This is a genomic window from Pseudomonas sp. Au-Pse12, from assembly GCF_021341665.1.
Classification (GTDB): domain Bacteria; phylum Pseudomonadota; class Gammaproteobacteria; order Pseudomonadales; family Pseudomonadaceae; genus Aquipseudomonas.
The window spans coordinates 1-18,290 of the sequence record NZ_JAJTTH010000020.1; the positions used below are offsets into that span (position 1 = coordinate 1).

Below are 18,290 nucleotides of genomic sequence, written 5' to 3' on the forward strand. Positions count from 1 at the left end.
GTGCGAGGCTGCGAAAAGGTCCGCAGGACCTTGCCTGGCGATCGCCAGTCGAGCCTCCAGCGGCCTTGAGATCCGTGCGTCCCTTCGGGCCGTTCGCAGCCTGCGGTAGCGGCTACAAAGCAATCTGCAGAAAACGGATACAGGTCTGCACGCATCGGCTATTGCCCCGCCAACCCCCGTCCTAGCATGGCCCTGCCTGAATAAAAACAATGGAGGCGGCGGCCATGTCCCTGCGACCCGAATACCTGCATTCCCTGCTTGAAGAAGACCCCGAACAGGGCGTCTACCGCTGCAAGCGGGAGATGTTCACCGACCCCCGGCTGTTCGACCTGGAGATGCAGCACATCTTCGAAGGCAACTGGCTGTACCTGGCCCACGACAGCCAGATCCCCAACCCCAACGACTACTACAGCACCACCATGGGCCGGCAGCCGGTGTTCATCGCGCGCAACAAGAACGGCGAACTCAACGCCTTCATCAACGCCTGCAGCCATCGCGGCGCCATGCTCTGCCGGCACAAGACCGGCAACAAGGCGTCCTTCACCTGCCCATTCCACGGCTGGACCTTCAACAACGCCGGCAAGCTGCTCAAAGTCAAGGACCCGGCCGCCGCGGGCTATCCGGCCAGCTTCAACTGCGAAGGCTCCCACGACCTGACCCGTGTCGCGCGTTTCGAGTCCTACCGCGGTTTCCTGTTCGGCAGCCTTAACCCCGACGTGCTGCCCCTGGTGGAGCACCTGGGCGAGTCGGCGAAGATCATCGACATGATCGTCGACCAGTCCGCCGACGGCCTGGAAGTGCTGCGCGGTTCCTCCAGCTACCTCTATGAAGGCAACTGGAAACTCACCGCCGAGAACGGCGCCGATGGCTACCACGTCAGCTCGGTGCACTGGAACTACGCTGCCACCCAGAACCAGCGCAAGCAGCGCGAAGCCGGGGAAGACATCCGCACCATGAGCGCCGGCACCTGGGCCAAGCAGGGCGGCGGTTTCTACTCCTTCGACAAGGGCCACATGCTGCTCTGGACCCGCTGGTCCAACCCCGAGGACCGCCCGCTGTACGAGCGCCGTGACGAGCTGGCCCGGGACTTCGGCCAGGCCCGGGCCGACTGGATGATCGAGAACTCGCGCAACCTGTGCCTGTACCCCAACGTCTACCTGATGGACCAGTTCAGCTCGCAGATCCGCATCGCCCGGCCGATCTCCGTGGACCGCACCGAGATCACCATCTACTGCATCGCGCCCAAGGGCGAGAGCGACGAAGCACGGGCCCGGCGCATCCGCCAGTACGAAGATTTCTTCAACGTCAGCGGCATGGCCACCCCCGACGACCTGGAGGAATTCCGTTCCTGCCAGCTCGGTTACCAGGGCAGCAGCACGGCCTGGAACGACATGTCCCGTGGTGCCGAGCATTGGGTCCGGGGGGCGGACGAGGCCGCGAAAGAAATCGACCTGCAGCCGATCCTCAGCGGCGTGCGCACCGAAGACGAAGGCCTGTTCGTGATGCAGCACAAGTACTGGCAGCAGACCCTGCTCGCGGCTCTGGAGCGTGAAGCCTCTCGCCGGATCGACGTGGAGGCCGTGCAATGACCATTTCCTACGACACCGTGCGCGATTTCCTGTACCGAGAAGCCCGCTACCTGGACGACAAGGACTGGGACAACTGGCTGGAACTCTACGCCCCGGACGCGACCTTCTGGATGCCCTCCTGGGACGACAGCGACCAACTGACCGAAGACCCGCAGCGGGAAATCTCGCTGATCTGGTACGGCAACCGCAGCGGCCTGGAAGACCGGGTGTTCCGCATCAAGACCGAGCGCTCCAGCGCCAGCATTCCCGACACCCGCACCTCCCACAACCTGAGCAATATCGAGCTGCTGGAGCAGGGCGACGGCCTGTGCAAGCTGCGCTTCAACTGGCACACCCTGAGCTTTCGCTACAAGACCGTGGACAGCTACTTCGGCTGCAGCTTCTACACCCTCGACCTGCGCGGCAAGAGCCCGCGGATCCTGGCCAAGAAAGTCATCCTGAAGAACGACTACGTTCGCCAGGTCGTCGATATCTACCACCTCTGAGGCGACTGCCATGAGCCATCAAATCGCACTCAATTTCGAAGACGGCGTGACCCGTTTCGTCAACGCCAACCCGGGCGAAACCGTGGCCGACGCCGCCTATCGCCAAGGCATCAACATTCCCCTGGACTGCCGCGACGGCGCCTGCGGCACCTGCAAATGCCTGGCCGAAGCCGGGCGCTACGAGCTGGGCGAGGACTACATCGAAGACGCCCTGAGCGCCGACGAGGCCGAGCAGGGGTTTGTCCTCACTTGCCAGATGCGCGCCTTGAGCGATTGCGTGGTGCGGGTGCCGGCTTCGTCCCAGGTCTGCCGCGCCGGGCAGGGCAGTTTCCAGGCCCGCATCAGCGCCGTGCGCCAGCTCTCCGACAGCACCATCGCCCTGTCGATCAAGGGCGAAGCCCTGAGCCAGCTGGCGTTCCTGCCGGGGCAATACGTCAACCTCGGGGTGCCCGGCAGCGAACAAACCCGAGCCTATTCCTTCAGCTCGCTGCAGCGCGACGGCGAGGTCAGTTTCCTGATCCGCAATGTGCCCGGCGGCCTGATGAGCAGCTTCCTCACCGGTCTTGCCAAAGCCGGCGACAGCATGACCCTGGCCGGGCCCCTGGGCAGCTTCTACCTGCGGGACATCCGCCGGCCCTTGCTGTTGCTGGCGGGCGGCACCGGGCTGGCGCCGTTCACCGCCATGCTGGAGAAAATCGCCGAGCAGGGCAGCGAGCACCCGCTGCATTTGATCTACGGCGTGACCAACGATTTCGACCTGGTGGAACTGGAGCGCCTGGAAGACTTTGCCGCGCGCATCCCGCAGTTCAGCTTCAGCGCCTGCGTGGCCAACCCCGAGAGCCAGTACCCGCGCAAGGGCTACGTGACCCAGCACATCGAACCGGCGCACCTCAACCAGGGCGATGTGGACGTCTACCTGTGCGGGCCGCCGCCGATGGTCGAGGCGGTGAGCCAGTTCATCCGCGGGCAGGGCATCGCCCCGGCGAACTTCTACTATGAGAAGTTCGCCGCCAGCGCCGCGTAAAGAGCGTGCCCCTTGGTAGGAGCTGGCCAGCCGGCTCCTACGTGGAGCCGCGTCCTTGCCATCCTTTTGTTCTCACGAGGTCTTCATGAAGCGCTTCCACAACCAAGTCGCCCTGGTCACCGGCGCCGCCCAAGGCATCGGCCGTCGCGTCGCCGAACGCCTGGCCGAAGAGGGCGCCCGCGTGGTGCTGGTGGACCGCTCGGAACTGGTCTTCGAACTGGCCGCCGAACTCAGCCCTCGCTACCCGGTCCTGGCCCTGACCGCCGACCTGGAGCAGTACAGCGAATGCAGCCGGATCATGGTCGCCGCCGTCGGCCATTTCGGCCGCCTCGATGTGCTGGTCAACAACGTCGGCGGCACCATCTGGGCCAAGCCCTTCGAGCACTACGAGCCGGCGCAGATCGAAGCCGAAGTGCGCCGCTCGCTGTTTCCGACCCTGTGGTGCTGCCACGCCGCCTTGCCGCAGATGCTGGAGCAGGGCCGTGGCGCCATCGTCAACGTCTCGTCCATCGCCACCCGCAGCCTCAACCGCGTGCCCTACGGCGCAGCCAAGGGCGGCATCAACGCATTGACTGCCTGCCTGGCCTTCGAAACCGCCGGCCGTGGCGTGCGGGTCAACGCCACCGCCCCCGGCGGCACCGAGGCACCGCCGCGGCGCATTCCGCGCAACAGTGCCGAGCCCAGTGCCGAAGAGCAGGCCTGGTACCAGCAGATCGTCGACCAGACCCTGGATAGCAGCCTGATGCACCGCTACGGCAGCGTTGACGAGCAGGCGGCGGCGATCCTGTTCCTGGCCTCCGACGAAGCGTCCTACATCACTGGCACGGTGCTGCCGGTGGGCGGCGGGGATCTGGGCTGAACCGGCTCGGCAGGGCAGTGCATCGGCTTGATGCAACTGGCGAAGCTGATGCCCGCGAGTCCGCCTGTTGGGCGTTGCCCCGCTGCTGACGGCTCAGGCGGTGCTCGAACGGGGGTTGATAAACGCCGTGGCCCCGTGGCCGTGGCGTCAAGGCAAACGCAAACTGGGCAGCGCTGCCTTGCCCTCGGCCGACAGCACCGGCGCCAGCTGTTCCCAGGTGAAACTCAGCTCATTGTCGCAACTGTCACCGTAGGCGGGGGTCGAGAGTTGCAGGCCTTGGGTGTTGAAGCTCAGGTCGTAGTTCGAATAGCTGCTGACGGCCGGGCAATCGGCGTCCTTGGTGGTCTGCTTTTCGAGCCAGGTGGCGAAGCCGGGGGCCAGTTTCACCTGGCCGGAGTAGGCGTCGTACCACTGCCGGCGGCCGCCCAGCCAGGTCCAGGGGTCGACGCTTTCGCCGGTCTTGAGGTTCCAGCTGTGCAGGCCCCAGCTGATGCCATTGCGTCCGGTGCCGGCGGCCCAGCGATAGAACCTGACGGTGAGCCACTGCGACGACCAATAGTGGGGCTCGACGGTGATTTCGCTGGTGTAGCCGGAGCCGTTGCGGCCCAGGTATTCGCGGCGCTCGCTGAAAAATTCCTCCTGGCCCTCGGGGCTGATGGCCAGGCGCTCCAACTGTCGGTTGATGTTCTTCAGCGCCGGGCTGTCCCCCTCCAACCTGAGGCTGACCTGGGCGCCTTGGGTCCTGAGCTGGTAGCGGTGTTCGCCGAAGCGCTTGTTCACCACCTTGAGCGCCAGCGGCGCAGCCTCCATTGGACCGTTGTAGGCATCGCCACCACAGCCTTCGGTACTGATGCGGGTCAGTGCCAAGGGTAACGGCGCAGCGCCCGGAGCCTTGCTCCAGGTGCCGCTCAGGTGATCGCCCTGGGGCGCGTCGAGCTGCCAGAAGCCGGTCTTGCGGTCCTCGACCCAGGGCTCGCCGGCCTGGGCCTGAGTCAGCTGGATCGGCGTGACAAAACGCTGGTAGTAGTAGCTGCCGTTGCTGTTGGGGGCGGCGTTGAAGCAGGCGGTAATCGCCGATTTCCCCAGGGTGCCTTGCCATACCCCAGCGAGGTCGGTGGAGGCGGCGCTGGCGTGCGCTGAAACACCGGCCAGGGCCAGCAGGGCCAAGAGGGACAGAGGCTTGAGCATGGGGATCGGACTTCCAGTTGTCTGACGGGCGCGCATCATAGCTGAAACGCGGCGGCCGATGCCTCGGCCCTGCGCGCCGCCGACTAAAGCGCCGGTTTCAGCAGCAAGCGCGCGCACAACCCGCCCTCGGGCCGATTGTGCAATTCCAGGTGGCCACCGATCTTGCTGACGATCATCTGCACGATCGCCAGCCCCAACCCGGCGCCATGGGCGTTGCCCTGGCTGTAGAAGCGCTCCAGCAAACGCCCGCGATCTTTTTCGTCGATACCCGGTCCTGCGTCTTCCACGCACAGGTGCATGGCGCCATCGGCCTGGGGCCGCAGGCCAACCCGCACTTCGCTGCCTGCGGGGGCAAAGTTCAGGGCGTTGGTCACCAGGTTCTGCAGGGCAATGGCCAGGGCCACCGGGTCGGTGTCGATCTGCCAGCCTTCTTCGCCTTCCAGTACCAGTTCGACCTCTTTCTCCAGGGCCAGGGGCGTCAGTTCTGCCAGCTCTTCGCGCACCAGGGCGCTGAGATCGACCCGGCTCAGGCGCGGGCTGTGCAACTGCGGCTCGATGCGCGCCATGGTCAGCAGCTGGCTGGCGATACGCGTGGCGCGGTCGACGCCGTTGACCAGAAAGTCCAGGGCTTCCCGGCGCTGTTCCGGGGTGCCGGCACTCTGGGCGTTCTGCGCATGAATCCGCAAAATCGCCAGGGGCGTGCGCAGCTCATGGGCGGCGTCGGCGATAAAGCGCCGCTCACGCTCCAGCAGGCTGTCGATCTGGGCCAGTAACTGGTTGAGGGCGGTCTGCATCGGCTCCAGGTCCTGGGGCAGGGGCTGCAAGCTCAGGGGCTGCAGGGTTTCGCTGCTGCGCCCGCGAATGGCCCGGGCCATGGCCCGCAGCGGCGCCAGGCCCCAGCCGATGGTCAGCCAGATCAGCAGCGCCAGCAGCGGCACGCCGATCAGGGTCGGCCACAAGGTGTGGCGCACGATGCGCTGGATCAGGTCCTGGCGAATGTCATCGCGTTCGCCCACCCAGATCAGCAGGCCCTGCTGCGGGTCGGCCAGCAGGAAGGCGCACCAGTCCTTGCCGTTTTCCAGGATGTCGTGGGCCCCCAGGGTGGTGGGCGGCGCCTCCAGCAGCGGGGCCTCGGCGGAGCGCATCAACAACTGGCCGTCGTTGCGCCAGACCTGGAAGGTCAGGCGGGTTTCATAGGGGTGGGCGGCGCCGTCCACGCCGACCCGGCTCATGGCCTGGTCGAAGGCCTGGTGCAGGCGCTCCCAGTCCGCCGCGTCCGTCTGTTGAGCCGGGTCGCGCTGGCGCAGCACCCCTTGCAGCAGCCGCGCGCTCTGGGCCAGCTGGGCGTCGTAGACCTCTTCGATTTCATGGTGGCTGTCGCGCAGCACCAGCCAGCTGATCAGCAAGTCCCCCAGCAGCACCAGCACCAGGACCGGCAGCAGGATCCGCGTGCGCACCGAGTTCATGGCTTGAGCTCCAGCACATAACCGACGCCGCGCACGGTGCGGATCAGTTCGCCGCAGAGCTTCTTGCGCAGGTTGTGGATCAGCACTTCCAGGGTGTTGCTCTCGACCCGGTCCTGCCAGCCGTACAGCGCACGGGACAAGCGCTCGCGGGTCACCACCTTGCCCGGGCGCACCATCAGCTGGTGCAGCAACTGGTATTCCATGGGCGTGAGCACCACCTCGGCGTCCTGGTAGTGCACCTGCTGGTTGGCCGGGTCGAGGCAGATGCCGGCGTGCTCCAGCAGCGGCTGGGCACGACCCTGGCTGCGGCGCAGCAGGGCGCGGACCCGGGCCTTGAATTCCTCGACATCGAAGGGCTTGACCAGGTAGTCGTCGGCCCCGGCATCCAGCCCGGCGATGCGCTCGGCGGTGCCGTCGCGGGCGGTGAGAATCAGCACCGGCAGGTCCTGGCGGGCGGCGCGCAATTGCTGCAACAGCTCCAGGCCGTCGAGCCGCGGCAGGCCCAGGTCCAGCAGCAACAGGTCGAAGCTTTCCGTGCGCAGGGCATGCAGGGCGCTGGCGCCGTCTTGCAGCCAGTCCAGGGTGTAGCCTTCGGCGCTCAGGGCCACGCGGATGCCCTGGCCGAGGGCACGATCATCTTCGACAAGCAGCAGGCGCATGGGCGGTTCTCGGTAGGGCGAGGAGCAGGGAAGGGGCGCATGATGACGCCGGCCAGGGTTCGCCGGCAGGGGTTTTAGGCGGGGAAAATGTTACCGCGCGTTGCCAACTAAGCTTTCACTAAGCTTGGTTTTGCACAGTGGAATCTCCCCCATTACCGGAGCGTTTTTCCATGCGCAACATCCTGCTGCTGTCCCTGGTTCTCGCCAGCCCCCTGGCCCTCGCCGGCCCGCAATGCACCACCGCCGAACGCTCGCAATGGCAAGACCAGAAAGCCTTCCAGGAACAGCTCAAGGCCCAGGGCTACCAGATCAGCAAGTTCAAGGTCACCGACGGCAACTGCTACGAGATCTACGGCTTCGACAAGGACCAGCGCAAGGTCGAGATCTACCACGACCCGGTCACCGGCAAGGCGGTGAAGACCGAGATCAAAGGCTGATGCCAGAAGCTGCCCTGCGGCTGTGGGACCCGTTGGTGCGACTGTTTCACCTGTCCATCGCCGGGGTCTTTATCGGCAACTACTTCTTCAATGAGGCCGGTGACGACTGGCACGTCTGGCTGGGCTACTACGCCATGGCCTGGCTGCTGTTGCGCACGCTGTGGGGTTTTGTCGGGCCGCGCAGTGCGCGCTGGTCCGACTTCTGGCCGACCCGGGCCCGGCTGGCGGGGCATCTGCGCTCGCTGTTGGCCGGGCGCCCCGAGCACCGCCTGGGGCATTCGCCCCTCGGGGCTTTAGTGATGGTGCTAATGCTCCTGGCCTTGTTGCTGATCGGTATCAGCGGTTTCTTGATGGAGGAGGTCGATGCCCTGTGGGGCGCCGACTGGCCGCTGCAAGTGCACGAAACCAGCGCTGATCTGCTGCTGGGGCTGGTGCTGCTGCACATGTGCGCGGCGATATTTGAAAGCTTCCAGGTGCGCGACAACCTGCCGTTATCGATGCTCACCGGCCGCCGCCGGCCCTTGCCGGGCAGTGCTAAGCGCTAATGGTTTTTTCCCTTGTTCCCACCCTGTATTTGCCACGGGTTCCTGTATGCGTGCGCTGTCCTTTCGCCTGATTTTTCTCTGCAGCAGCCTGCTGTTGGCCGCAGTCTTTATCGCCGCCTGGCGCAGCCATCCACCTCATCAATTGGCGCCTTTCGCCCAGGCGGCCGTGAACAGCGACGCGGCCACGGCCAACAGCACACCGCAATACACCAGCCGCTTTGTCTCCTCGGAACTGGATGACTTCGTGCATTCCTCCTCGGTGACCGCCTTGCCCGGCGGCGACCTGATGGCGGTGTGGTTCGCCGGCTCCCGGGAGGGCGCCGCCGATGTCCAGGTGCGCAGCGCACGCTTTGATGCCCAGAGCGGCGAGTGGGGCGCCGAGCAGGTGCTGGCCACCCGGGAATCGACCCGTGACGGCACCGGGCGCTACATCCGCAAACTCGGCAACCCGGTGATCGCCCTCGGCCCGGACCAGCGCCTGTGGATGTTCTACGTCTCGGTGTCGGTGGGCGGCTGGGCCACCAGCGCCATCAACCTGATGGTCTCCGACGACCTCGGGCGCAGCTGGTCGGCGCCGCGCCAGTTGATCACCTCGCCGTTCTTCAATATCAGCACCCTGGTGCGCGCCGCGCCGGTGTTCCATGCCGACGGCGCCATCGGCCTGCCGGTGTACCACGAGTTCATGGGCAAGTTCGCCGAGTACCTGTACCTGAGCGCCGACGGCGCGGTGATCGACAAATTCCGCATCAGCCGCGGCAAGCACTCCCTGCAACCGACCATCGTGCCCCTGGACGAACGCCGCGCCGTGGCCATGCTGCGCTATGCCGGCGACACCCACCACAAGGTCCTGGCCAGCCGCACCGAAGACGCCGGGCAGACCTGGAGCGAGCCCTATCCGCTGCAACCGTCCAACCCCAACTCGTCCCTGGCGGCGGTGGGCACCGACGACCAGGGCCTGCTGGTGGCCCTCAACGACCTGCGGGACGGGCGCTTCAAACTCAGCCTGTACGGCACCGACGCCGGCCTCAGCCAATGGCGCCCGCTGGTGGAGCTGGACCAGTCCCCCGACCCGTTGGGCCAGCCGTTTTCCCACGAAGCCTACAAGGACATCATCGGTGCAGGCTTCCGCGCCTCCAGCGGCGCCCGGCGCCTGCCCCTGGAACAGCGCTTCCTGAGCAACCTCGACTACCGGGTGTGCAAGCCCCAGGGCTGCGACTTCGAGTACGAATACCCTTACTTCAGCCGCGGTGCGGACGGCCTTTACCACCTGGTCTATTCCTGGAACAACACCTTTATCAAGCACGTCAGCTTCAACGCGGCGTGGCTGGCGGAGCGCCTGTGATGCTGTCCCTGTGGCAAGCCCACCTGAGTTTTATCCTTCTGGGTTTCGTGCTGCTTGGCAGCCTGCGCCTGACCGCGCCCTGGCGCCCCTGGCTGCTGCCCGTGCTGGCCCTGGTCAGCTTTATCCCGCTGAACCAGTTGCCGCTGGCGGCCTATGTGCGCAGCTTCACCGATGACCTGGCCATCAGCACCCTGGTGCTGCTGGGCTGGGCCAGCCTGCGGCGCTTGGGGGTGATTGCGCCCTTGCAGGCCAAACACCGGGTGCAGGTCCTGCTGCTGTTTATCGGCCTGACCCTGAGCCTGTACCCCGCGACCCTGGGCCTGACCTATTTCGACCCCTATCGCTGGGGCTACAACCCACGGCCGATGATCGTGCTCATGGGCCTGGCGGCGCTGGTGCTGCTGTGGCAGCGCAACCTGCTGGGGGTGCTGATGCTGGCGGTCGGCACCCTGGCCTTTGCCCTGCGCCTCAAGCCTTCGGAAAACTACTGGGACTACCTGCTGGACCCATTGCTGGCGGGCTACTGCCTGATCGCCGGCAGCGGCGCACTGCTGTTGTGGCTGTGGCGCCGTTTCGTCCAGCGCAGCCGCCGGCAGCCCCTTACCGGCTAAACCAACAGGCCGCGCCGCGGCCTTCGACAACACTACACAGAGGTCAATGATGGGCGGCTTGCAATCACGCCGCCTGCGCTACGGCGTGGGCGCGATAGGGTTGGTATTCGGCTTGCTGGCACTGCTACGGCTGCTGTTCGCCGTGGGGTTTTCCGGGGTCGACCTGAGCGCCGCCAATGAGCGCGAGGCCATCCTGCAGACCCTCGGCATCGGCCTGCGCTTCGACCTGCGCCTGACCCTGCTGCTACTGCTGCCCCTGGCCCTGCTGGCCTGGCTGCCGCGCTACAACCTGCTGCGTCAGCCAGCCCTGCGCTGGCTGGCCCGGGCCTATCTGCTGCTGGTGCTGGGCGGGGTAGGGCTGCTGTACATCATCGACTTCGGCCACTACGCCTACCTCGGCGTGCGCATCAACGCCACCGTGCTGCGCTACCTCGACGACGCACAGATCTCCCGACAAATGCTCTGGGAAAGCTACCCGGTGCTGTGGATCGTCCTCGCCTGGGGCGCCGCCCTGGCCCTGTGCTGCTACGCCTTGCTGCGCCTGGAGCGCCTGACCCTCGACCGCCCGGCGCAAGCCATTGGCCGGCTGCCCCTGGCCAGCGTCAGCGCCCTGGGCACTGCCGCGGTATTCCTCGCCCTGCTGGGCCGGGTAGACAACCTCAACCTGGAAAACCCCGTGCCCCTGCGCTGGAGCGACGCCTACTTCTCCGGCAACAACCAGATCGCCGCCCAGGGCCTGAACCCCGTGCTGTTCTTCTACGACACCCTCAAGGCCGGCCAGGCCCAGTACGACGAAGCCCAAGTGCGCCAACACTACCCGGCCCTGGCCCGCTACCTCGGTGTCGACCAGCCCGACCCGCAAAGCCTCAGCTTCACCCGCCAACAAGGCGTGCAGCCTTACCGCATCGACCGCCCGCGGCCGCCCAACGTCATCTTCGTGATGCTCGAATCCCTCGGCACCAGCGCCGTGGGCGCCTACGGCAACCCGCTCAACCCCACCCCCAACCTCGACCGCCTGGCCAGCCAGAGCTGGTTCTTCAAACACTTCTACGTCCCGGTCACCGGCACCGCCAAGACCGTGTGGGCCAGCATCACCGGCGTGCCCGACGTCACCCGCCAAGAGACCGCCACCCGCCAGCCGCTGATCACCCGCCAACACAGCCTGATCAACGCCTTCAGCGACTACCACAGGCTCTACCTGATCGGCGGCAACGCCGGCTGGGCCAACATCAACGGCCTGATCCGCCAAAGCATCGACAACGTGCGCCTGTACGACGAAAGCCACTGGCAATCGCCCCTGGTGGACGTCTGGGGCATCTCCGACCTCGACCTGTTCAAGGAAAGCGACCGCCTGCTGCGCGCCATCCCCCAGGACCAACCCTTCTTCGCCTACCTGCAAACCTCCGGCAACCACCGCCCGTTCACCATCCCCAAGGACAACGACGGCTTCCAAACTCAAGACCTGCCCCTGGAACAAGTCCAAGCCGCCGGTTCCCGCAGCCTTGCGCAATACAACGCCGTGCGCCTCTTGGACTTCAACATCGGCCGCCTGCTGGAGATCGCCAAAGCGGGCGGCTACTACGACAACACGATTTTCGTGTTCTTCGGCGACCACAACACCCGCATCAGCCAGATCCCCCACATGGCCCCCGCGTTTGAACAGCTAGGGCTGGAAAGCAACAACGTACCGCTGCTGATCCATGCCCCAGGGATGTTGCAGCCCAGAGTGATCGAAGAAGCCGTCGGCCTCGCCGACCTGCTGCCCACCGTGGCCGGCATGGCCGGGATGCCCTTCACCAATGGCGCCATGGGGCGGGATATTCAGCAGCCTGCACCGGAGGGGGAGCGGGTGGTGCCGCTGGTATTGAGGGAAGGGACCTTTCCGGTGATTGGCGGCGTGACCCAGGATTTTTTGTTGCAGATGCAGCACGACGGCAGCGGACCGACTCTGCACGATTTGGCCTCACCCACCCCACGCGACGATGTGGCCCAGCAACACCCCGAAGAGTTTCAGCGGTTGCTGGAATTGACTAGGGGGCTGCACGAAACGGCACGCCTGATGCTGTATAGGAATGTGCGTTAGACCTTTCGACTTCATCGCATTAACTAACGTACTGGCACACATTTCGGTACAGGTGTTGTTGTCTTGATTGACATCGAGTGGTCGCTTTAATAAGTTCGGCGCCCGATTGATGACCTATAGCCAAAACGGCTGAGAACATCGAGCTTTGTTGAGGTCCACAGGCCAGCGTCAGCAAGGAGGCTGCATGTCCCAGCAACACAATGACAATCACTACGTTCCACAGCTGTATCTCAAGCAATGGGCGATTGAGGGCAAAGTGCTTGCCTATCGCCTGCTGGTTCAAAACCCCAACGTACCTCAATGGAAAAAGTACACGCCCAAAGGTATTGCTTACTATCGGCACCTTTATGTCTACACCTACGCCAAAGGTGAAACCGACGAGTTCGAGCGATGGCTGGATAGCGAGTTTGAGTCTCCGGCTAAAGCTGCCATTGAGAGGGCGACAACTGGGCAGCGCTTAACTCCGCGAGATTGGGAGCTTTTAATACGGTATCTCGCTGCGCAAGATGTTCGGACGCCTGCCCGACTAAGGGAGTTTCTTGTGTATCAGCAGGAGCATCTTCCAAGCCAACTAGACGAGGTACTCCCGCGTACTCTTAAACAGTTGGAAACCCAAGTCAGCCTCGGTCTGGACATTCAAGTTCCTACTCAGCAGCAACTCGATTCGGCACCAGTAAAAGTGACCTTTGAGCCCCATTCGGATCGACCAGGCGGTACGATTCAGGCAAAGACTCTCATTGGCCGCAAGCTTTGGGTGGATGCCACGCGGTATGTACTGCAAAACGTGATGCCTGAGCTGATGAAGCACAAGTGGACGATTTTCACTGCACCTGGCGATTTCGAATGGTCTACCAGTGATGATCCTGTAATACGCCTGGATACGTTGAGCAAACCGTATAACTTTAAAGGAAGATGGGGCGGCGAAAGTGGCTTTATCCTGCTTCCTCTAAGTCCTAAAAATCTATTGTTCACAAGTTTTGGTCAGCGTATGCCTCCTCGTGGAAAGAAGGTGTCCATTGAGTTTGCTATGCAGATAGAAAAAATCATTGTGGAGCATGCTTATCGTTATGTGTTCTCTACAAAAACACACGATATGCGTGCCCGCCGTCCAAGAATTGAGTGTGCAGAGTTGTTTAAAGAGGAAAAAGCAATCTGGGAAAATTGGCATCGCGATCAAAGTCATGCGGAGCGACAACTGCTTTAAATCAACCAATTTTCAGGTAACAGCTAAGGGGTAGGGCCTGCCCTGGAGCTTGCAAGGGCGCTTAAGCTGGCCTCTTTCAGAAGGCGTTAGCCGTCAGCGAAATGGTATTTAACAACCATTAATTGGTATTTGATTTTAGGTTTGTTTGGTAGCGCTCCTTCACTTCAGCCACGCTCAGCCACTTGCGTTGCGAATGCACCACCCGATGGCAATTGGCACACAACAACGCCAAATCAGCGAGCTTAGTTTTGTCACCCGGCTGGAGCGTGTGCAGAGGTTTAGTGTGGTGGACGTCAATCACCCCCTCCACATCTGCACCATAGGTTTGGCTGAAGTTAAAACCACACGCCTCACACTGCAGCGCTCCATGTTGCTTCAGCGCCTCTTCCTTTTTGCGCTTAACGATTTTCTTGTCTCTTTCCCGCACCCGATGTACCCGGGTGAGCACTTTGCCTTCCTCTGCCTCGAAGAAGCCCGGGTCATCCGCTGCACTTAAATCGATAGGGCTGGCTGGAATCGTCTGAACATTGGCATTGATCGCCGCCACAACCTCAGCAAGACGCTCCGGGTCATTGGCAAACTCCAGCCACACCAACTGCTCATCCTTATTGCCTTTCGCAAGCCCCGTACGGCCGTTATTGGTGTAGCTCGGGTCCCAACGCCGGAAGTTGTTGAGCTTCATGCACACACCGTTGGCATTACGAAAGCTCTGGTTCTTGCTCACTCCTGTGGCATTGCCGATGAGATTGAGAGCCTGCGATAACGCCAAAACATCCGGATGATTGACACCGGGTAAACCGTTGCGGTGGAGGAGATATAAGTTCAGGGCAAGAACGAGCTCGTCGCGACTCCAAGCAGGGTTGGATTGATTGCTGGTAGATGCAGAGGTCATGCGGGGGGCTATCCGTAGTTTTCCCGATTCACTGTACGAAACAGCGTAAGAGGCCGTAAGGATATTCTTTTCCCAACAGGTTTGGGAGTTCAGTAGTGAGTAGGAAAGGGGGCGTAGCAGGGGAGGGACGCGTTGCCTCTCACCACCTGTCTATGGCCGTGGCTGGGCAGTGAGAGAGCTTAAGCAATATCGAAGGGCTACAGCATCTGTAGGAGCTGGGCTTGCCAGTGAAAGCGGCCCACCAGAAGCGGGGCAAATAATCCTTCACCCCGCTTCCATATTTTTCGGACTTTTGAGTATTTAGTCGATTACCGAGGAGGCGCCGGTCTATTGGCATCCAGCAACGAATCCACCACCGCCCTGGCCATCTCCACCGAATGGATCATCGACCAAATCAATCCACGCTCCACGCCGCTGGCGCGTTCGGTGATTTCATCGCTGACCTGCACCGCGCAATCGAGCAGCAGCGACACATGAATCAAGGCTTCTTCAGCGCTGATACCGGCGCGCACGTTGAAGAGCGAGTCGCGGCCGATGAAGGTGTGCGCGGTGTCTTTCAGAGAGCTGAGGATTGATGCCTCGGCGTTGTTCGAGGCCAGGGCCAGGCGAATACGCTGGGTGTCGATATCGTGTTCGGGGGTTCTGAATTGTCCAGGTAAGGACAGGGGCGGATCGGGAACGAGCTTTTTCATGGTGCATCTCCAATGTGAATGGAGCTGCCAGCTATCGCTGCTAAACGAAGGAGTGGCAGCTGTACGCAGGTTAGCAGACCGGTCACATTGGAAACCGGCGCACCCGAAGGTGCCCTGCGCACAGCCACCATAAAAAGCAGAAGAAAAACTCTGCCAATAGGTGACGTCGATGCGCCCAATGTGATGTTTCGAGCTGCTAAACCCGATCACTGATATGCAGTGATGAACCGAGCCTAGCCAGCCGAAGTATCAGGCGCAAGCGGGTTGGATTCTCTAGGAAAAGTCGCTCGATAGAAAGGGACTAGCCTTACAAGGCGTTGTGAGTTGGGCGAAGAATAGGGGCCATGACTGTGAGGTAGAAGCCCCGTTGGCTCAGGTGTTCAGGCCTGAACTTGTCAGACTTCAGTTCGATGACCACATAGCAGTGCTAAAAAAGCAGGTCGATGAAGAAGTCTTTTCCGCCCACTTCCAGTGCCACTTGCCGGCCAACAAAGGCAAAGCCTACCCCCAATTCCAGCAGAAAGCGGGTGACATGCTGCACCAAGGCATGTTCGATATCGCGCTCGTTTGCCTCCCGGGTCACGTCGAGAAAATTGAATACATAAGGGTCTTTCAACAGCCGTTGCGCTAGGTCCGAGTTGGGGGCAGGCAACTGCGTTGAGAAGTTGGTTTGTGCCATGCCTTCACGCTCCAGCAAGCGAGTCTTGATGTGCATGCCCAGCACGTTTCGGGACCAGCCGTATTCAACGGCTCGTTGGGCGTAGGCCAGGCACTCTTGTGGCACTTTCAGCTTGGTGATCAGCAGCAGATTGTGGCCCCACGGCAATTGTCCGATAGCCTGTTGGACAATCTCAGAATCGGGCCAGGCCTTGGCAAAACCATCTGACCTTCAATCGATTTTGCTATCCTGCGCCCCTTTTCCCCACCGCAAGGAGCGCAGGCATGACCCAGCCCATTGGCAGCAGTCCGCAAACAAGGGCTGGCCAACAGCGTCACCTGCAACACTTCCTTTTCCGTCTGACCACAGCACTCCTGCTTGGCCTCGGGCTCCTCACCCCAACCGCCCAAGCCAACCCCACCACCACCTACCGCGGCACCCTCGGCGACACTCCGGTTGAACTGGCGCTCACCTACGACTCCCAATACGGCGGCGGTATGTCCGGCTATTGGTTCTCCGAGTCCGAGCGCTTGCCCATGGCGTTGGAATCCACCCCTTTCCACCCTGGCTCCGCGCTGTTGATCAACATCATGGACAACCCGACCCTGCCGGCGACGGCGGTGTCGTTGCAGCCGTTCGCCGAGGGGGCAGAGGCGCTGCAGGGCAGTCTGGTGGATTTGCGCACGGGCACGCAGCAGCCGTTGCAGTTGCAGCGGGTGACGCGTTTTGGCGGCAGTCAGCGGGAGGCGTTTGATGGGGAGTTGTTGCAGCCGGTGTTCGATCGGGATTTCTATTTCAGTGTGCATGCCGCGCGCAAGGCCGGGGAGGAGGTCGGGCAGGTGGACAGTATCCGGGTGATCAGTCGCAACACCGGGAGGCAGGTGCAGGACATTCGTGGGCAGTGGTGCCTGTCGCCGGTGGGCACCCAAACCCTGACCTTTGGCCATTTCCAGGAAGAGGCGCGGATGGATTTCCGCGCCCAGGGCTATCGCCTGACGGAGGCGGATGGCCGGCAGTGGTGTTCGCCCACTCAGTATTACCTGTTCAACCGCGAAGGCCGGGAATACCTGCGCCATCCGCAGATGGAGCAGTTCGCTGCGGACGGCGATCTGCGCTTTTCCCCCAGTGGCCAGATGGAGTTCAGCAAGCAGGACTTCATCAATTACGACCAGCGCACTCGGCGTTGGGATTATTACCGGGTGATCAGCCCTGAGCGTTTGCAATATCTGTCGTCGGGCGAGGAGCGTTTCTGATGCGCGGGTTTGATCTTGGCCGTGGATTGGCGGCGGTGTTGTTGGCGCTGTGGTTGTTGCCGGTGCAGGCGTCCCATGGGGTGTATGAGGGGACCTTGGGCAAGCAGGCGATTGTCTTGACCCTGGGCAGCCAGAATGCGGTCTACCAGGGCACCTATGCCTATCAGCGCTATCGCACGCCGATCCGCCTCAAGCCGACCTTCAGCTACAGCAACAAGACGCTGGCCATGGATGAGCTGGACGAGCAGGGCTTGCCGGTGGCGCGTTTGCAGTTCAATGACTTGATGAACTCCCGCCAGCAGGAGCAGGTGCGCGGCACCTGGACCAGTTATCGCACCGGCAAGACCCTGCCCATTGCGCTGAAGCTGGTGGGCCTGGTGGATTCGGATCGCTCGTGGCCGCAGCCGGTCACCACGCTGTTGCAGAGTGCTTCCACCCAGCGCTGGTATTTCCAGGTGCCGATGCCGGGCAATGATCAGCGGATCACGACGGTGGAGGTGATGGACAAGACCAGTGGCAAGTTGCTGCAGACCCTGGCGGTTGCGGCGCCGGGGTGTCGCAACCTGGGGGTGGATACCTTGCAGGTGCAGGCTGAGGGGGAGCCGTTGCGGATTGGCTTTCAGGACTGCAGGTTGCCGGGGTTTGCGTGGAATGAGGGCAGCGGGCGGTTTGAGCCGTTGCCCTGAGGCAGGGGAGGGAAGCCTTGGGTAACAGAACAAGGGTCAGGTGTTGAACGTGGAAACTGTGGAGCCTCGTATGGACGACAAGCAATCCCCTGTGCTGATTCAGGTGTACATGGCCGATGACGATGGCGCCGTTCGCGAGGAGCTGCTGGCGCGGCAGATCGATGAGGATACCTACGAGTTGCTGTCCTCGCCGGGCCTGGCGCAAAACCTGGCGCGGGGCGATATCGTTTCCATCCGCAATCCCGATGCTCCGGCGCAAGTGCTGAAGCGGGGCGGCAATTTCTGCATTCAGATTTATGCCGATTACATTGATCCGGCGGTGATCAGTGCGCTTGAAAACGAGGTCGCTGGTGAACTGGGCGGAACCCTGGATGGGCTGTTCGAGGGGAACCTGTCATTCGCTGTTCCTGCGAGGAGTGGCATGGATCGTATCAATGCGGTGTTCGATCGCTTCCGCGAGCAAACCGGGATCGAGTGGTACTACGCCAATGTCTATAAAAACCTCGACGACGATGAGGACGAGACGCTGTTGAACTGGTGGTTGGACTGCTGATCTTTCCCGGGGCCTGGGCATGCCACCCAACAAACCGACCAAGTAGCGACCAAGTAAGCGACCA

The 18,290-nt window shown here is 62.6% G+C and carries 18 protein-coding genes and 1 pseudogene; 13 read left to right on the top strand and 6 right to left on the bottom strand.

All coding sequences use genetic code 11. The features are described from left to right. Window positions 1-224: 224 nt before the first annotated feature. The 4 genes from benA to LXM55_RS31115 all read left to right on the top strand — a co-directional run bounded on the left by benA (window position 225) and on the right by LXM55_RS31115 (window position 3,957). Window positions 225-1,589: a benzoate 1,2-dioxygenase large subunit gene (gene benA / locus LXM55_RS31100; RefSeq protein WP_233323922.1), complete on the top strand. Its 1,365-nt coding sequence runs from the start codon at window positions 225-227 to the stop codon at window positions 1,587-1,589. Continuing rightward, window positions 1,586-2,074 carry a benzoate 1,2-dioxygenase small subunit gene (gene benB, locus LXM55_RS31105; RefSeq protein ID WP_233323923.1) on the top strand — a complete coding sequence of 163 codons (489 nt, stop codon included), beginning with the start codon at window positions 1,586-1,588 and terminating at the stop codon, window positions 2,072-2,074. Before benA ends, benB begins: the two co-directional genes overlap by 4 nt. A gap of 10 nt (window positions 2,075-2,084) precedes the next feature. Continuing rightward, the gene (gene benC / locus LXM55_RS31110) at window positions 2,085-3,098 is read left to right on the top strand and encodes a benzoate 1,2-dioxygenase electron transfer component BenC (RefSeq protein ID WP_233323924.1); all 1,014 of its coding nucleotides are present in this window, start codon (window positions 2,085-2,087) and stop codon (window positions 3,096-3,098) included. Window positions 3,099-3,183: 85 nt separating this feature from the next. Next, window positions 3,184-3,957 carry a 1,6-dihydroxycyclohexa-2,4-diene-1-carboxylate dehydrogenase gene (locus LXM55_RS31115; protein ID WP_233323925.1) on the top strand — a complete coding sequence of 258 codons (774 nt, stop codon included), beginning with the start codon at window positions 3,184-3,186 and terminating at the stop codon, window positions 3,955-3,957. Window positions 3,958-4,104: 147 nt separating this feature from the next. Here the strand turns inward: LXM55_RS31115 and LXM55_RS31120 are convergent, their stop codons facing one another. The 3 genes from LXM55_RS31120 to LXM55_RS31130 all read right to left on the bottom strand — a co-directional run bounded on the left by LXM55_RS31120 (window position 4,105) and on the right by LXM55_RS31130 (window position 7,270). Continuing rightward, window positions 4,105-5,145, bottom strand: coding sequence for a hypothetical protein (locus LXM55_RS31120; protein ID WP_233323926.1), 1,041 nt, complete (start codon window positions 5,143-5,145; stop codon window positions 4,105-4,107). Window positions 5,146-5,228: 83 nt separating this feature from the next. Further along, window positions 5,229-6,611: an ATP-binding protein gene (locus LXM55_RS31125; RefSeq protein WP_233323927.1), complete on the bottom strand. Its 1,383-nt coding sequence runs from the start codon at window positions 6,609-6,611 to the stop codon at window positions 5,229-5,231. Then, a complete protein-coding gene (locus LXM55_RS31130) occupies window positions 6,608-7,270 on the bottom strand; it encodes a response regulator (protein ID WP_233323928.1) in 663 nt (220 codons plus the stop codon). The genes LXM55_RS31125 and LXM55_RS31130 overlap by 4 nt, the downstream gene beginning before the upstream one ends. A 170-nt stretch (window positions 7,271-7,440) precedes the next feature. On the opposite strand from LXM55_RS31130, the gene LXM55_RS31135 reads away from it, so the two are divergent. From LXM55_RS31135 to LXM55_RS31160, 6 genes are all read left to right on the top strand, one after another. Next, complete coding sequence (locus LXM55_RS31135) at window positions 7,441-7,707, top strand: PepSY domain-containing protein (RefSeq protein ID WP_233323929.1); 267 nt, start codon at window positions 7,441-7,443, stop codon at window positions 7,705-7,707. Further along, window positions 7,707-8,252 carry a cytochrome b/b6 domain-containing protein gene (locus tag LXM55_RS31140; protein WP_233323930.1) on the top strand — a complete coding sequence of 182 codons (546 nt, stop codon included), beginning with the start codon at window positions 7,707-7,709 and terminating at the stop codon, window positions 8,250-8,252. Before LXM55_RS31135 ends, LXM55_RS31140 begins: the two co-directional genes overlap by 1 nt. A 46-nt stretch (window positions 8,253-8,298) precedes the next feature. Beyond that, a complete protein-coding gene (locus LXM55_RS31145; RefSeq protein ID WP_233323931.1) occupies window positions 8,299-9,594 on the top strand; it encodes a sialidase family protein in 1,296 nt (431 codons plus the stop codon). Then, window positions 9,594-10,205 carry a hypothetical protein gene (locus LXM55_RS31150; protein ID WP_233323932.1) on the top strand — a complete coding sequence of 204 codons (612 nt, stop codon included), beginning with the start codon at window positions 9,594-9,596 and terminating at the stop codon, window positions 10,203-10,205. Before LXM55_RS31145 ends, LXM55_RS31150 begins: the two co-directional genes overlap by 1 nt. A 49-nt stretch (window positions 10,206-10,254) precedes the next feature. Beyond that, entirely contained in the window at window positions 10,255-12,288 is a 2,034-nt protein-coding gene (locus LXM55_RS31155) for an LTA synthase family protein (protein ID WP_233323933.1), read from the top strand. 184 nt (window positions 12,289-12,472) lie between these two features. Then, complete coding sequence (locus tag LXM55_RS31160) at window positions 12,473-13,492, top strand: DUF4238 domain-containing protein (protein ID WP_233323934.1); 1,020 nt, start codon at window positions 12,473-12,475, stop codon at window positions 13,490-13,492. Between the two features lie 118 nt (window positions 13,493-13,610). Here the strand turns inward: LXM55_RS31160 and LXM55_RS31165 are convergent, their stop codons facing one another. The 3 genes and pseudogenes from LXM55_RS31165 to LXM55_RS31175 all read right to left on the bottom strand — a co-directional run. After that, on the bottom strand, window positions 13,611-14,384 hold the full coding sequence (locus LXM55_RS31165) for an HNH endonuclease (protein WP_233323935.1): 774 nt from the start codon (window positions 14,382-14,384) through the stop codon (window positions 13,611-13,613). A 308-nt stretch (window positions 14,385-14,692) separates the two neighbouring features. Next, entirely contained in the window at window positions 14,693-15,076 is a 384-nt protein-coding gene (locus tag LXM55_RS31170; RefSeq protein WP_233323936.1) for a DUF6124 family protein, read from the bottom strand. Window positions 15,077-15,419: 343 nt separating this feature from the next. After that, window positions 15,420-15,953 (bottom strand): annotated as a pseudogene (locus tag LXM55_RS31175) (PDDEXK nuclease domain-containing protein); the annotation flags it as partial. A 65-nt stretch (window positions 15,954-16,018) separates the two neighbouring features. On the opposite strand from LXM55_RS31175, the gene LXM55_RS31180 reads away from it, so the two are divergent. From LXM55_RS31180 to LXM55_RS31190, 3 genes are all read left to right on the top strand, one after another. Continuing rightward, complete coding sequence (locus tag LXM55_RS31180) at window positions 16,019-16,987, top strand: hypothetical protein (RefSeq protein ID WP_233323937.1); 969 nt, start codon at window positions 16,019-16,021, stop codon at window positions 16,985-16,987. Beyond that, window positions 16,987-17,673, top strand: a complete 687-nt coding sequence (locus LXM55_RS31185) for a hypothetical protein (RefSeq protein ID WP_233323938.1) — start codon at window positions 16,987-16,989, stop codon at window positions 17,671-17,673. The genes LXM55_RS31180 and LXM55_RS31185 overlap by 1 nt, the downstream gene beginning before the upstream one ends. A gap of 70 nt (window positions 17,674-17,743) precedes the next feature. Next, window positions 17,744-18,226 (top strand): DUF4265 domain-containing protein, encoded by a 483-nt coding sequence (locus LXM55_RS31190; protein WP_233323939.1) that lies wholly within the window; start codon window positions 17,744-17,746, stop codon window positions 18,224-18,226. Window positions 18,227-18,290 lie beyond the last annotated feature (64 nt).

Excerpts from the sequence above, each read along its gene's own strand:
- LXM55_RS31165 (WP_233323935.1), bottom strand. The coding sequence starts at position 14,384 with ATGACCTCTGCATCTACCAGCAATCAATCCAACCCTGCTTGGAGTCGC.
- benC (WP_233323924.1), top strand. The coding sequence starts at position 2,085 with ATGAGCCATCAAATCGCACTCAATTTCGAAGACGGCGTGACCCGTTTC.
- LXM55_RS31115 (WP_233323925.1), top strand. The coding sequence starts at position 3,184 with ATGAAGCGCTTCCACAACCAAGTCGCCCTGGTCACCGGCGCCGCCCAA.
- LXM55_RS31190 (WP_233323939.1), top strand. The coding sequence starts at position 17,744 with ATGGACGACAAGCAATCCCCTGTGCTGATTCAGGTGTACATGGCCGAT.
- LXM55_RS31145 (WP_233323931.1), top strand. The coding sequence starts at position 8,299 with ATGCGTGCGCTGTCCTTTCGCCTGATTTTTCTCTGCAGCAGCCTGCTG.
- LXM55_RS31180 (WP_233323937.1), top strand. The coding sequence starts at position 16,019 with ATGACCCAGCCCATTGGCAGCAGTCCGCAAACAAGGGCTGGCCAACAG.
- LXM55_RS31170 (WP_233323936.1), bottom strand. The coding sequence starts at position 15,076 with ATGAAAAAGCTCGTTCCCGATCCGCCCCTGTCCTTACCTGGACAATTC.
- LXM55_RS31130 (WP_233323928.1), bottom strand. The coding sequence starts at position 7,270 with ATGCGCCTGCTGCTTGTCGAAGATGATCGTGCCCTCGGCCAGGGCATC.
- LXM55_RS31120 (WP_233323926.1), bottom strand. The coding sequence starts at position 5,145 with ATGCTCAAGCCTCTGTCCCTCTTGGCCCTGCTGGCCCTGGCCGGTGTT.
- LXM55_RS31135 (WP_233323929.1), top strand. The coding sequence starts at position 7,441 with ATGCGCAACATCCTGCTGCTGTCCCTGGTTCTCGCCAGCCCCCTGGCC.
- LXM55_RS31125 (WP_233323927.1), bottom strand. The coding sequence starts at position 6,611 with ATGAACTCGGTGCGCACGCGGATCCTGCTGCCGGTCCTGGTGCTGGTG.
- benA (WP_233323922.1), top strand. The coding sequence starts at position 225 with ATGTCCCTGCGACCCGAATACCTGCATTCCCTGCTTGAAGAAGACCCC.
- LXM55_RS31150 (WP_233323932.1), top strand. The coding sequence starts at position 9,594 with ATGCTGTCCCTGTGGCAAGCCCACCTGAGTTTTATCCTTCTGGGTTTC.
- LXM55_RS31155 (WP_233323933.1), top strand. The coding sequence starts at position 10,255 with ATGGGCGGCTTGCAATCACGCCGCCTGCGCTACGGCGTGGGCGCGATA.
- benB (WP_233323923.1), top strand. The coding sequence starts at position 1,586 with ATGACCATTTCCTACGACACCGTGCGCGATTTCCTGTACCGAGAAGCC.
- LXM55_RS31160 (WP_233323934.1), top strand. The coding sequence starts at position 12,473 with ATGTCCCAGCAACACAATGACAATCACTACGTTCCACAGCTGTATCTC.
- LXM55_RS31140 (WP_233323930.1), top strand. The coding sequence starts at position 7,707 with ATGCCAGAAGCTGCCCTGCGGCTGTGGGACCCGTTGGTGCGACTGTTT.
- LXM55_RS31185 (WP_233323938.1), top strand. The coding sequence starts at position 16,987 with ATGCGCGGGTTTGATCTTGGCCGTGGATTGGCGGCGGTGTTGTTGGCG.